This window comes from Paenibacillus sp. USDA918EY (assembly GCF_009870825.1).
GTDB classification, from domain to species: Bacteria; Bacillota; Bacilli; order Paenibacillales; family Paenibacillaceae; genus Paenibacillus_AQ; species Paenibacillus_AQ albilobatus.
Map to the genome: position 1 here is coordinate 1 of NZ_WTWY01000027.1, position 13252 is coordinate 13252.

At 50.1% G+C, this 13252-nt stretch carries 12 protein-coding genes and 1 tRNA gene; 12 read left to right on the top strand and 1 reads right to left on the bottom strand.

Annotated features, from left to right (window positions below):
- The first annotated feature begins 535 nt into the window (after positions 1-535).
- From guaB to GQY55_RS29425, 10 genes are all read left to right on the top strand, one after another.
- A complete protein-coding gene (guaB, locus tag GQY55_RS29385) occupies positions 536-1993 on the top strand; it encodes an IMP dehydrogenase (protein ID WP_160045473.1) in 1458 nt (485 codons plus the stop codon).
- Between the two features lie 225 nt (positions 1994-2218).
- Positions 2219-3535 carry a D-alanyl-D-alanine carboxypeptidase family protein gene (locus GQY55_RS29390; protein WP_236575950.1) on the top strand — a complete coding sequence of 439 codons (1317 nt, stop codon included), beginning with the start codon at positions 2219-2221 and terminating at the stop codon, positions 3533-3535.
- A 60-nt stretch (positions 3536-3595) separates the two neighbouring features.
- On the top strand, positions 3596-4477 hold the full coding sequence (gene pdxS, locus GQY55_RS29395; RefSeq protein WP_160045475.1) for a pyridoxal 5'-phosphate synthase lyase subunit PdxS: 882 nt from the start codon (positions 3596-3598) through the stop codon (positions 4475-4477).
- A gap of 19 nt (positions 4478-4496) precedes the next feature.
- Positions 4497-5075, top strand: a complete 579-nt coding sequence (gene pdxT / locus GQY55_RS29400; RefSeq protein WP_160045476.1) for a pyridoxal 5'-phosphate synthase glutaminase subunit PdxT — start codon at positions 4497-4499, stop codon at positions 5073-5075.
- 381 nt (positions 5076-5456) lie between these two features.
- Positions 5457-6743 (top strand): serine--tRNA ligase, encoded by a 1287-nt coding sequence (gene serS / locus GQY55_RS29405; protein ID WP_160045477.1) that lies wholly within the window; start codon positions 5457-5459, stop codon positions 6741-6743.
- Positions 6744-6817: 74 nt separating this feature from the next.
- Positions 6818-6906: transfer RNA gene (locus GQY55_RS29410), tRNA-Ser, on the top strand.
- A 180-nt stretch (positions 6907-7086) separates the two neighbouring features.
- Positions 7087-7431: a hypothetical protein gene (locus tag GQY55_RS29415; RefSeq protein ID WP_160045478.1), complete on the top strand. Its 345-nt coding sequence runs from the start codon at positions 7087-7089 to the stop codon at positions 7429-7431.
- Positions 7432-7451: 20 nt separating this feature from the next.
- Positions 7452-7628: a hypothetical protein gene (locus tag GQY55_RS31135; protein ID WP_201452269.1), complete on the top strand. Its 177-nt coding sequence runs from the start codon at positions 7452-7454 to the stop codon at positions 7626-7628.
- 22 nt (positions 7629-7650) lie between these two features.
- On the top strand, positions 7651-7806 hold the full coding sequence (locus GQY55_RS29420; RefSeq protein ID WP_160045479.1) for a small acid-soluble spore protein P: 156 nt from the start codon (positions 7651-7653) through the stop codon (positions 7804-7806).
- A gap of 285 nt (positions 7807-8091) precedes the next feature.
- Positions 8092-9171, top strand: a complete 1080-nt coding sequence (locus GQY55_RS29425; RefSeq protein WP_160045480.1) for a DUF6612 family protein — start codon at positions 8092-8094, stop codon at positions 9169-9171.
- A gap of 131 nt (positions 9172-9302) precedes the next feature.
- Here the strand turns inward: GQY55_RS29425 and tadA are convergent, their stop codons facing one another.
- The gene (gene tadA, locus GQY55_RS29430) at positions 9303-9779 is read right to left on the bottom strand and encodes a tRNA adenosine(34) deaminase TadA (protein WP_268895086.1); all 477 of its coding nucleotides are present in this window, start codon (positions 9777-9779) and stop codon (positions 9303-9305) included.
- Between the two features lie 452 nt (positions 9780-10231).
- Here tadA and GQY55_RS29435 point away from each other — a divergent pair, with 452 nt between their 5' ends.
- Both GQY55_RS29435 and rluF read left to right on the top strand, forming a co-directional pair.
- The gene (locus GQY55_RS29435; protein ID WP_160045481.1) at positions 10232-12553 is read left to right on the top strand and encodes a PAS domain S-box protein; all 2322 of its coding nucleotides are present in this window, start codon (positions 10232-10234) and stop codon (positions 12551-12553) included.
- On the top strand, positions 12543-13247 hold the full coding sequence (gene rluF / locus GQY55_RS29440; RefSeq protein WP_160045482.1) for a 23S rRNA pseudouridine(2604) synthase RluF: 705 nt from the start codon (positions 12543-12545) through the stop codon (positions 13245-13247). The genes GQY55_RS29435 and rluF overlap by 11 nt, the downstream gene beginning before the upstream one ends.
- Positions 13248-13252 lie beyond the last annotated feature (5 nt).

Below are 13252 nucleotides of genomic sequence, written 5' to 3' on the forward strand. Positions count from 1 at the left end.
TCCTGGGAGAGTAGGACGTTGCCAAGCGAAGGACCACTGTTGATGTATAATCGACAGTGGTTTTTGTTTTATTCAGGTGTTGTAACCATGCTTCATGGATAACGAAGGAATGAATCGCGCCATAATAAGAATCCATGGATACTTGTCCGTTGGGTGCTTCTCATTTGAAGCCAATATTTATAATCCCGCTGGGCATGGGGGGGCGCACAGGCATTGCTCGTAAGTGTGATGGAAGCCAGCAGCGGAATAGCTAAACAAAATAACATCTGAAGTAACGCTGACGAATTTTGGACATCCAGCCAAGAGATGTCTTTTTATAAGCCGTTGTCTTTTACCAGTGGACATATATGTTCAGACATTAGACAAGTGCATTTTCTGTTTGTTTTACCATGTTCAATTCCTTGACAGCTTTGCGGCGCCTTTGCTAAGATGGCAATAATATATTTTCAGAAAACGATTTTCAAGCGATTTTAAAGCCTTGTAGTATAAGGGTTTTGACGAAAACAATACATGACAATGAGGGGGAAGTTCCAAGGTGTGGGAAGACAAATTCAGTAAAGAAGGATTTACTTTTGACGATGTGTTGCTGGTGCCGCGTAAGTCTGAGGTGCTGCCGAAGGAAGTGGACGTGTCCACGAGATTAAGCAAACATGTGAAGCTCAACATTCCGCTGATCAGCGCCGGCATGGATACCGTAACCGAATCCGCAATGGCCATCGCGATCGCAAGAGAAGGCGGGATCGGGGTCATCCACAAAAACATGCCCGTTGAGCAGCAAGCTGAAGAAGTAGACCGCGTAAAACGCTCCGAAAGCGGCGTCATTACAAATCCATTTTCCTTGACTCCCGACCACCTTGTTTCCGATGCCGAGCAAGTGATGGCCAAGTTCCGGATCTCCGGCGTTCCGATTGTGGACGAGCAGCACAAGCTTGTGGGGATTTTGACAAACCGCGACCTGCGTTTTGTACACGACTATAGCATCCAAATCAAAGAAGTGATGACGAGAGAAAACCTCGTAACGGCTCCGGTCGGCACGACGCTGCAAGAAGCCGAAATCATTTTGCAAAAGCATAAAATCGAAAAGCTTCCTTTGGTTGACGATAACAACGTCCTGAAAGGGCTTATTACGATCAAGGACATCGAAAAAGCGATCCAGTTCCCGAATGCGGCGAAGGATGCGCAAGGACGCCTTTTGGTCGGCGCAGCGATCGGTATTTCCAAGGACGGCCTTGACCGCGCCGAAGCGCTGGTAAAAGCGGGCGTCGACATGATTGTGGTCGATTCCGCGCACGGACATCATATTAACATTCTTGATTTTGTCCGCAAGCTTCGCGGCTTGTATCCGGAACTTACCATCGTAGCCGGCAACGTTGCAACCGGTGAAGCAACACGCGACCTGATTGAAGCCGGCGCTTCCGTCGTTAAAGTCGGCATCGGACCTGGTTCCATCTGTACGACGCGTGTCATTGCCGGTATCGGCGTACCGCAAATCACGGCGATTTACGACTGCGCGCAGGTCGCCCGCGAATACGGCATTCCGTTGATCGCCGACGGCGGCATCAAATACTCCGGTGAAATTACGAAGGCATTGGCCGCAGGCGGACACGCGGTCATGCTCGGAAGCATGTTTGCCGGCACGGAAGAAAGCCCCGGCGAATCGGAAATTTACCAAGGACGCCGCTACAAGGTATACCGCGGCATGGGCTCCATGGCTGCAATGAAACAGGGCAGCAAGGACCGTTACTTCCAGGACGACGACAAGAAGCTCGTACCGGAAGGCATCGAAGGACGAGTGGCCTATAAAGGCCCGCTGAAGGACACGATCCATCAACTGATCGGCGGTCTGCGCTCCGGCATGGGATATTGCGGCACGAAAAACCTGGAGGAGCTCCGCGAGGATACCCAATTCGTCCGCATCACGGGCGCAGGCCTTCGCGAAAGCCATCCGCATGACGTACAAATCACGAAGGAAGCTCCAAACTACTCCGTATAAATTCGAAGATGGTTTGCACTTAACCAACATCTTCTTGTACAGACAGGCCGAATTTAGGCCTGTCTGTCTTTTTTTGCTTAATTCCCTGTGATAGAATAGAACAAGCGAGATTTTATGGGCAAGAGGGGAGTTAACAATTCATTGAGTAAGAAATGGAAATTATCCGGCCGTCATGGCCACAAAAAGAACAAACGTCACTTCGTTAAAAAGAGCGTAGCTTCGGTTATGCTTTTGAATATGCTTTGCTTAACCGCTTTACCTGCCACGATGGTGTTTGCGGAAAAGGCGCAGACGACTACGAATGCGCAAGCGAACAGTTCGACTTCGGTGGCAGGCAGCATTCAGAAACCGGATTTGAACTTGAAGTCCGCAGTTTTGATTGAACCTACAACCGGTCAGGTGCTTTTGTCGATGAATGCCGATGAGCCGCTTCCGCCGGCCAGCATGACCAAAATGATGACCGAGTATATCGTCGCTGAGCAGGTCAAGCAGGGGAAACTGAAATGGACGGATAAGGTCACGGTTGGGGAAAATGCGGCCAAAACGATCGGTTCGCGTATTTTTTTGGCCCAGGGAGACGTGCATACGGTTAAGGAGCTGTATATTGCCATGGCTGTAGGCTCGGCGAATGACGCAACGGTAGCCCTTGCCGAACGCGTAGCCGGCTCCGAACAGGAATTCGTGAAGCTGATGAACGAAACGGCCAAGCAAATGGGCATGAAGACCGCGTATTTCATTAATGCGACCGGCCTTGATAAAAAGGACATGCCTGCCAAATTCCAGCCGGACACCGACAAGGAAGACGTCATGTCGGCAATGGACGCTGCCATTCTCGGCTTGCATATCGTGAAGGACCATCCGGACTACGCCCAATTCACGGCGATTCAATCGTACAAATTCCGGGAGCGCGATAAAGCACCCATCGTGAACTACAACTGGATGCTGGAAGCGAATAAGAACATCCCGAACTTCAAAGCTTATGCATATCCGGGTCTGGACGGCCTGAAAACCGGGCACACCCAAAATGCGGGCAACTGCTTTACGGGCACGGCCGTACGCAACGGCATGCGCTTGATCAGCGTCGTCATGGGGGCTGATTCCGAAGCTCACCGTTTTACGGAAACGAAAAAGGTTTTGGACTTCGGTTTCGACAATTTCGAAGTTAAACAGGTCGTACCCGGCAAGTCCAAAGTTCAAGGCTTGGACAGCGTGCCCGTGAAGAAAGGCGTAGAAACGAGCGTTGGCGTCGTAACCGACGGAGACGTCAGCTTCGTCGTGCCGAAGGGCAGCGACGTCAAAGGCGTTCAGTTCAAAACGCAACTCGAGCCGGCCGATAAGCTGGTAGCGCCGATCGAGAAGGGAACGAAGGTCGGGACTATAACCTATACGTACAAAGCTGCGGGAATGGACCAAGCCCAAACCAAGACGGTGAATCTGGTAACTTCCGAAGAAGTCGAAAAAGGCAGCTGGATTCGTTTATTCTTCCGGGCTATCGGAGAAATGTTTTCCGATTTGTTTGACGGAATAAAAAATCTTTTTTAAGATATTCAAAAAGCATTCGCTTATAGAATAAGAAGACACACATTTTCGGGAGGCGTGGACATGGAAACAGGGACTTCGAGAGTAAAAAGAGGCATGGCGGAAATGCAAAAAGGCGGCGTCATCATGGACGTCATGAATGCTGAGCAGGCAAAAATCGCCGAGGCGGCAGGCGCAACGGCCGTCATGGCATTGGAGCGTGTGCCATCCGATATTCGCGCAGCCGGAGGGGTAGCCCGTATGGCGGACCCGACGATTGTCGAGGAAGTAATGAAAGTGGTATCCATTCCGGTTATGGCGAAAGCCCGTATCGGCCATTACGTGGAAGCTAAAGTGCTGGAATCCCTGGGCGTCGATTATCTCGACGAGAGTGAAGTGTTGACTCCTGCCGATGAAGTGTTCCATATCGATAAATGGGACTTTACCGTTCCTTTCGTATGCGGCGCAAAGGATCTTGGTGAGGCGCTCCGCCGGATCGGCGAAGGCGCGTCGATGATCCGTACGAAAGGCGAGCCGGGAACAGGCAATATCGTGGAAGCCGTCCGTCATATGCGCCTCATTAACAGCCAAATTCGCAAGGTGCAAAGCATGTCGAAGGACGAGCTGTATGCGGAAGCGAAAAACCTGGGCGTGCCTTACGACCTTCTTCTTGGCGTACATGAGAACGGCAAACTTCCGGTCGTCAACTTTGCTGCAGGCGGTGTGGCAACACCGGCCGACGCCGCGCTGATGATGCATTTGGGCGCCGATGGGGTGTTCGTTGGTTCCGGCATTTTCAAATCGGACAACCCCGAGAAATTCGCGCGCGCGATCGTGGAAGCAACCACCCATTACAAAGATTACAAGCTGATCGCCGAAGTTTCGAAGAACCTCGGGGCTCCTATGAAAGGCATCGAGATTTCGAAGCTTAGTCCGGCTGAACGGATGTCGGATCGAGGCTGGTAAGAGAGAAGGCTGGACATAGATGAAAATCGGGGTGTTGGCACTTCAAGGTGCCGTAGCAGAACATATTCGCAGCATTGAGCTTGCAGGGGCGGAGGGCGTCGCCATCAAGAAAACGGAAGAGCTTCAGGATATACAAGGCCTGATCATTCCCGGCGGCGAAAGCACGACGATCGGTAAATTGATGCGAAAATACGATTTTATCGATGCGATACGCGAATTTTCCGCGGCAGGCAAGCCGATTTTTGGCACCTGCGCAGGCCTTATTGTGCTTGCCAAAACGATTGAGGGTCAGGAAGAAGCCCATCTGGGGCTGATGGACATAACCGTGGCCCGCAATGCGTTCGGACGCCAAAGGGAAAGCTTTGAGACCGATCTGGACGTCAAAGGCATTGACGAGCCGATTCGGGCCGTGTTTATTCGCGCGCCGCTCATCCGCAGCGTAGGGGACCAGGTGGACGTATTATCCTCTTACAACGAAGAAATCGTAGCGGCGAGACAAGGGCATTTGCTGGCCTCTTCGTTCCATCCGGAGCTGACGGACGACTACCGGCTCCATCAATATTTCGTGGATATGGTCAAAGCCGTACAAGCGTCATAAAACCCTGCGTTTGTGCCGATATATAACATGACAGACACCTTGACTCTTTTTATGATATCTAAAGCCCCCAAATAGGGTAAGCTTTGGATAAGCGGATTGTCAGCTTGCCGTTTGTTCCGGTATTCCCGGGGCCGGCCGGCTGGCCCATCTGCTACAAGGGTCGGGGTTCTTTTTTTGAAGATGCAAGAAGGATAAGAAGGATTCGTTGTTCAAAAATGAGCATCCTTATATCTCAAGAAAAACTTCGGTTGGACGTGGTCTGCTTCCTTTAAAAAGTATGTTGGTGGAAGTTTTTCTTCAGATGTACGAATGAAGGATTTAAATGAAAAAGATTAAGGAATTCGGCCGGATCTATGTAACCATTTTGGGAGGAATTTTGGAATGCTGGATGTAAAAATATTGCGGACCGATTTTGGGAAAGTCGAACAGGCGCTGAAAAACCGCAACAAATCGCTGGATTTGATCGCAGGTTTTCCGGAGCTTGACACACGCCGCAGAGAACTGCTGCAGGAAAGCGAAGCGTTGAAAAACCGCCGCAACGTCGTGTCGGGCGAAGTGGCAAAACGCAAGAAGAACAAAGAGGACGCGGAAGAGCTGATCCTGGAGATGCGCGAAGTATCGGACCGGATCAAAGCTTTGGACGAGGAAGTGCGCGAGCTTGAGGCTTCCATTTCCGAGCTGATGATGGCGATTCCGAATATTCCGCACGAGTCCGTTCCTGTAGGCGCTTCCGAAGAGGACAACATCGAAATCCGCCGCTGGTCCGAGCCAAGAAAGTTCGATTTCGAACCGAAGGCTCACTGGGACATCGCGCAGGGGCTTGATATTCTGGATTTTGAGGCGGCGGCTAAAGTAACGGGCTCGCGCTTTACTTTCTACAAAGGGCTTGGGGCCCGATTGGAGCGCGCTTTGATCAACTTCATGATGGACCTTCACAGCGGAGAGCATGGTTATGAGGAAATGCTGCCGCCGTACATCGTGAACGGGGACAGTTTGCGCGGAACGGGACAGCTGCCGAAGTTCGAGGAAGATTTGTTTAAAATACGCGATACCGACTATTATTTGATTCCTACGGCCGAGGTGCCTGTCACGAACTATTACCGCGACGAAATTTTGACGTCCGAGGACCTGCCGAAACATTTCGTGGCTTATAGCTCCTGCTTCCGTTCAGAAGCCGGTTCCGCGGGACGGGATACGCGCGGTCTTATTCGCCAGCACCAATTTAACAAAGTCGAGCTGGTGAAAATCGTGGATCCGGAAAAGTCGTACGAAGAGCTGGAAAAAATGACGGCCGACGCCGAGCATGTGCTGCAGCTGCTGAAGCTGCCATACCGCGTCATGACGCTGAGTACGGGCGATATGGGCTTTTCCGCGGCCAAAACGTATGACCTTGAAGTATGGCTGCCTGAAAGCGGTATGTACCGCGAAATTTCGTCGTGCTCGAATACGGAGGATTTTCAGGCTCGCCGTGCCAATATCCGGTATCGTCCGGAGCCGAAGGCGAAACCCGAGTTCGTGCATACGCTTAATGGTTCCGCGCTCGCCGTGGGACGTACGGTTGCGGCCATCTTGGAAAATTACCAGCAGGAAGACGGCAGCGTGATCGTGCCTGACGTTCTGCAGCCTTATATGGGGAACGTAAAGGTCATTGCTCCAAAACAGAAATAAGCTTGATCAATAAAATAAATTATGGTATAATATTTTTGTTACGCCTAACGTGACATTTGATATTTATACCATACGGAGAGGTACCGAAGCGGTCATAACGGGGCGGTCTTGAAAACCGTTAGGGTGCAAGCCCACATGGGTTCGAATCCCATCCTCTCCGCCAGAATAGCAAACGACAGAAGTCATCCGAACGCGGATTGGCTTCTTTTTTGTTTTATAGGATTTCTTCTCCATTAACTCTACAGAAAACCCGCAATCATAAGGAATGGTGAATACGCCGAGCCAAGAGCGAATAAATCCACCGTCTTCTCCACACATTAAAGTGCAGGGGAGGTGTGATGAAATGAACCGAGAATTTCAACTCGATCAGGATCAGCTTGTTCAAGCTTGGCAGTCGCAGTTGCCGCAAAACCTTGAGCCCTCGGATACCGCTCAAGTGTTCGCGGACGAGGCCAATCCGAATGCGCTCCGAATTCACATCGATTCCGCCGGACGCACGATGTACTCTTTTGATTTTCAGTGCTCCTACCTGGATACTCGGGAGGTCAAGGTGGATCTGGTCGACGTGGAACGCGACGGGCAAACGGTGGATGAGCGCACCGAGGTCATCCAGGATATGACCCAAGGATACACCCGCCAGATTCATGAATGCGCCCAGGCGCTTCACGATGTGACTCATCACGTTTAACAGGGAAAAGAGGGAAAGAGATGACGAAAGCGAAAAACGGTCTGGACAAGAACTTAAGCAACGTTGTGGATGATTTGAACCAAATGGCGGTCAACAGCCATCATGCCCAGCAAATCCAGCAGGATACGAACGACCGCAGGCATCAGGATGCGCTGAACCATGACAAGACGACCGACATGACCCATCAGCACTCTTAATCCGACATTGGGGTGAATTCAGATGAGCAAACCGAAAGCCATTCCCGTACCCGAAGCCCAGCGTCGGGAGCAGCGGCAGCATCGCCGGGAGGACGAAAATACGATGCAGGAACCTCTTTCCGGGTCGAAAAAGGTAAAAAACCGTAATCATGTGGATCATTTGAATAAAGAAGGATAACCTCAAACAACATAACTGGAAAAGGAAAAAGCATTTTGGCGGAGCCGAAGTGCTTTTTTGCCGTTTTCTATAGGTATAACAATACTCCAAATCAGCTGCCCGCCATTTTTGAAACCAAGGAATATATTTTCCGTATTATGCAATGTGAGCTCACAATGCAGGTAAAAAAGGAAATTTATTATTTTCCAATCATAAAATTTCCAAAAATCTGTTCCAGTTATCCTAAAAATGGTTTATGATGAAAAGGTGTGTTATTTGCCCTAGAGAAAGAGAGGAGAGAAGGTAATGAACAAGAAGTTTGCAATCCTGATTCTGACACTGATCTTATCCATGACAGTGGTACTTGCAGGATGCACGAGCAAGCAGGATCCGAAAGACGCCATGAAGAGCGCCACGGGGAATGCGATGAAAATGACTTCATACGAAATGAAGAGCAAGGTGGTTATCAAAGACCTGCAGGTATCCAGCAAGGAAACCGCGGACAACGAAGCTGCCAGCCAAGTCATGAGCATGCTCAAAAACGCTGAATTGACAATTGATGGGGTATATCAAAACGATCCGATGCAAACGGAGCTTACCATGGGAATTAACCTGAAGGGCGACATGTCCATGAGCTTCAACATCCCGATGGTCATGACGAAAGAGAAACTATACGTTAAAATTCCAAGCATCCCGATGCTGCCGCTTCCGGAAGATGTAGTCAACAAGTACCTGGTTCTGGACATGAAGGAACTTGCCGAACAAGGCGGTACGACGTTTAAACCGGATTCCTTAGATCAGAAAAAAGCGCAGCAGCTGTCGAACGAAGTCATGAATACGTTATTCGAAGAATACGACGGCAAAAAATATTTCAAAGACATCAACACCAAAGACGCAAACCTGCCGGAAGGCGTGGATGCCAAGCAAGTCGTGCAGTTTAACGTAACGAATGAAAACGTGAAAGAAGCAGCGGAAATTTTCGTCAACCAAGCACTGCCTAAAATTCTCGACATTCTTGCAAAAGACGAATATCGCGAAATGGTTGGCCTGACGAAGGAAGAAATCGATAACGCCAAAAAAGACCTGAGCTCCGCGAATAAAGACGAAGTGAGCAAAGGCCTGAACGAATTGAAGAACTACCTGAAAATCAACCAGTTCAGCATTAACACGGCCATCGACAAGAAGGACTTCCCATCTTACCAAAGCGCTGTGATCAACGTCGAAATGAACGATCCTGAAACGAAGGACAACATGAAGCTGGCGATGGAAGTAAACAACCAATACAGCAAGATCAACGAAAAACAAGAGTTCAAGATCGGTATTCCAAAAGAAGGCGACGTTATTACCATGGAGCAATTGCAGCAGAAAATGGGCGGAGCTTACTAAGTTTTACAAACAAAACCACCCGGTCGGGGTTTTCCCGAGCCGGGTGGTTTTGCTTTCTGTTTTAATGAAGGCTGCGCCTCATGGGGCGAGAAAGACTGATGCACAAAAGAAATTTTTTTTACAAACGTTTTTCACACCTTGCCGCGGAGCTTGCGGAAAAATTGAGTCAGCATGGACGCGCATTCTTCCTGCAAGATGCCGCTCACGACCTCCGTCCGGTGATTAAACCGCGGCTCCTGCAAAAGGTTCATCAGCGTGCCGGCGCAGCCTGCCTTAGGGTCCCCCGTCCCGAAAATCACCTGCGGAATCCGGGATTGGACGATCGCCCCGGCGCACATCGGACAAGGCTCCAGCGTGACATAAAGCCGGCAGTCCAGCAGACGCCATGCGCCGATCGCCTGGCTGGCCTCGCGGATGGCGACGATTTCCGCGTGCGCGGTGGCATCCTGGGACGTTTCGCGAAGATTGTACCCGCGGCCGATAATTTCGTCACCCCGGACGATCACGGCGCCGATCGGCACTTCTCCGATGGCTTCGGCCCGCTTCGCTTCAGCAATCGCTTCTTTCATCCACCGTTCATGCACAGCCTTATCCACAGATTCATCCACAGAAAGAGGATGAATTGGTTTCTCTTCCAAAATAAAAATCCCCCTTTTATAACGCTTGAGGTTTATTCAGCGAACAGGCATTCGAATGTTAACATGCTGTGCATATATTTGTGGATAACTTTTTACTTGCACACAGAATTGTCCACAATTTACTCCTAACAAAATGTGAATATGTGCATAACGTGCATAAGTTATTCCGGCCATGTGCATGTCCTTGTTCAAATGATGCGGTTCGCAAATATCCGTTTTTTTCAACTAAGTGTACAGCGGTGATACATTTTATCTATTGTAGAGAAGGATGACTCAAATATCAACGCAAGACAAGACGAAAAACCTGAGTGCAATAAAAAAATGCATATTTTATCTGTCTTTTCAAATATGTAGTTTTGGGGTTATGATGATAGAGTATTGTCATTTTTCGCCAAAGTTCTTTTTTGCCACGAGGTGATCCTTTGTCCATAAAGTATAAATTAACCTTGGTCATGTCTGGCTCCCTGCTGTTAATTTTGCTTTTATATATTCTTCTCAGTTTTTACACGACGCAAGCCAATCTGAAAAGGGATAGCGAAAGCAAAATGCTGGTTGCCGCCAGGCAGATTGCCGCCTCCATCGAGCAGAGCCAGTACAGCTCGAAATACGTGGAGGAGGAAGCGGGGGAGCTGCTTCGGATGGCTGCAATCCTTGCCGCCAAGGAGCTGCCTGCGGATTACCAAGATATTGATAATGAACAGCTTCGGAAATTAAGCAAGGAGGTCGGCGTTACCCACATCTCTTTGCTGGTAAGAACTGCGGACGACATTATCGTCGTCAGGTCCTCCGACCCAAGCGAGCTCGGGTTGTCCACGCGCGACTGGGGATTCTGGTTTACCGCATTCCAGCAGCTGTTCAACATGCAGAAAGTAACCGTTTCCCAGGGAATGTCCCTGGATCATTTCTGGACGGGCCCTTTCGAATATTCGACGTCAAATCCCGACTTTATCGACAAATGGGGCTACTATTATGACGGAAAACGCAACTACATGATCGATCCCTTCATTAGAAGCGACATCGTCAACAATTACGCGAAATTGGTCAGCCCTGAAGCGATTCTCGAAAAAACGAAGCTGGTTAACCAAAATATTCTCGAAATCACATGTATCAATCCCCGGACTTTTGGCAACAAGAATATGACAGCCACCGGTTTCGACGGGTATAATATAAAATTGCGCAACCGTCCCATTCAGTACGGGACCTATCGTTATGGAGATTTGGAAAAAGACAAAGAAGCGGTGTCCCGGGCCATCGGCACCGGTTCCAACGTTATTTTCGAACAAAAGATTAACGGCAAAAAGGTGCTCAAGAGCTTTATCCCGGTATTTAATCCGGACCAATCCGTTTACATTATCAGCATCGTGACGGACTACCAAACGATCTCGAAGGTGCTGAACGAGCAGCTGATCAATTATATCGCCATTTCGGCATCCCTGCTTGTTATTGTGCTGCTCGGAAGTTACGTGCTGGCAGGATATATTATCCGCCCGATGGAATCGATTCTAGCCAAGGTTAAGGACGTCACGGAGGGTCGGTTCGACACGCCGCTTACGATCGACAGCAAGGACGAGCTCGGGTTGTTGTCTTCCCGGATCAATGCCATGACGACCAGCCTTCATGATTATACCGATCAGCTGAAGCAGGCGGCCGAGGAAAACAAATCGGTGAAAGATCATTTGGAATCGATTATTCAGCAAATTGCGGATGCGATTCATACGGTGGACTGGTCGGGCCGGGTCATCCAGGTTAATAAAGCCTTTGAGGATCTGTACGGCTGGAGAAGCCATGAAGTCGTCGGGAAAAAGCTGCAGATCGTTCCCGATTTTTTGGAGGAAGAAGAGCGTAAGAACATCGAGTCCCTCAGAAAAGGGGAACAGCTGCCTCCTACCGAAACGCTGCGCGTTCGGAAGGACGGTTCCCTGGTCGAGGTCAGCATCAGCACTGCCCCCGTCAAAGACGAGGACGGGCAGATCACGTCCTTTATCAGCGTCTCCCGCGACATGACCGAACGGAACAAGATGGAGGAGCTGCTGCGGCGTTCGGAAAAGCTGACGACCGTCGGACAGCTTGCCGCGGGCGTGGCGCATGAAATACGGAACCCGCTGACGACGCTGCGCGGATTTCTGCAGCTTCAGCGCGAAACCAATCATGTGTCGCCGCAGCATAACGAGATCATGCTGTCGGAGCTTGACCGCATCAATTTGATCGTGAGCGAGTTTTTGATTTTGGCCAAGCCGCAGGCGACCCAGTTTCAGGTGAAAAGCATTCGGAGCATTCTGAGCGACGTCGTGAATCTTCTCGACAGCCAGGCGCATTTGTACGACATCGAGTTCCAATTCGAGTTTGAGCCTGAAGACTACAAAGTCCATTGCGAAGAAAACCAGATGAAGCAGGTGTTTATCAACATCATCAAAAATGCGATTGAAGCGATGGAAAACGGCGGCGTGATCCGGATCGAGCTCTTCAGGTTAAGCCGGGAGGAAATCGGAATCACGATTACGGACCAAGGGATCGGGATTCCGAGCCATATCCTGCCGAAACTCGGCGAGCCGTTTTTTACGAGCAAAGAGAACGGAACCGGTCTTGGCTTGATGATCAGCCAGGGTATTATTGAAGGCCATAAGGGCATGATGGAGATATTCAGCAAGCCGGGCAAAGGCACGAGGGTGGATATCGTTCTGCCTATTGCATGGGAGATGGAATCAGACAACAATCTTGAGGGGGAAGGACCCATTGCGAATTAATAAATTTATCAGCGAGACGGGGTTTTGCTCCCGGCGTGAGGCCGACAAGCTGGTAGAGAGCGGCAAAGTGACGATTAACGGCGTCGTTGCGGTGCTCGGAAGCCAGGCGGAGGAAGGGGACGATGTGCTGATCGACGGACAACCGCTGCAGGCCAAAAAGAAACATCATGTGTACATCGCCCTGCATAAACCCGTGGGCATCACAAGCACGACGGAGCAGCATATCAAAGGCAATATCGTCGATTTTGTCGGACACCCGGAGCGGATTTTTCCGATCGGAAGGTTGGACAAGGATTCGGAAGGGCTTATTCTGCTGACCAGCGACGGGGACGTCGTCAACAAAATATTGCGTTCCGAAGGCAAACATGAAAAAGAATACATCGTGACGGTGGACAAGCCGGTGACGACCTCGTTTCTCACGGGGATGGCCGGCGGGGTCAAAATTTTGGGGGAAATGACGCTTCCCTGCAAAGTAACGCGGATCTCCGACCGGGTATTCAAAATCGTTTTGACGGAGGGGAAAAACCGGCAAATCCGCCGGATGTGCAGCAGCTTCGGTTATTCCGTGCGCAAGCTTCAGCGTATCCGGATCATGAACATCCATCTCGGTTCGCTTCCGAAGGGCAAATGGCGCGATCTGACCGAAGCCGAAAAAAAAGAACTGGGCCGCTTGCTCCACTACGAGCTTCAATAGAATGC

What these genes read in the sequence shown, in the direction of transcription:
- GQY55_RS29390 (WP_236575950.1), top strand. Translation starts at nt 2,219, where the DNA reads ATGCTTTTGAATATGCTTTGCTTAACCGCTTTACCTGCCACGATGGTG.
- pdxS (WP_160045475.1), top strand. Translation starts at nt 3,596, where the DNA reads ATGGAAACAGGGACTTCGAGAGTAAAAAGAGGCATGGCGGAAATGCAA.
- pdxT (WP_160045476.1), top strand. Translation starts at nt 4,497, where the DNA reads ATGAAAATCGGGGTGTTGGCACTTCAAGGTGCCGTAGCAGAACATATT.
- serS (WP_160045477.1), top strand. Translation starts at nt 5,457, where the DNA reads ATGCTGGATGTAAAAATATTGCGGACCGATTTTGGGAAAGTCGAACAG.
- GQY55_RS29415 (WP_160045478.1), top strand. Translation starts at nt 7,087, where the DNA reads ATGAACCGAGAATTTCAACTCGATCAGGATCAGCTTGTTCAAGCTTGG.
- GQY55_RS31135 (WP_201452269.1), top strand. Translation starts at nt 7,452, where the DNA reads ATGACGAAAGCGAAAAACGGTCTGGACAAGAACTTAAGCAACGTTGTG.
- GQY55_RS29420 (WP_160045479.1), top strand. Translation starts at nt 7,651, where the DNA reads ATGAGCAAACCGAAAGCCATTCCCGTACCCGAAGCCCAGCGTCGGGAG.
- GQY55_RS29425 (WP_160045480.1), top strand. Translation starts at nt 8,092, where the DNA reads ATGAACAAGAAGTTTGCAATCCTGATTCTGACACTGATCTTATCCATG.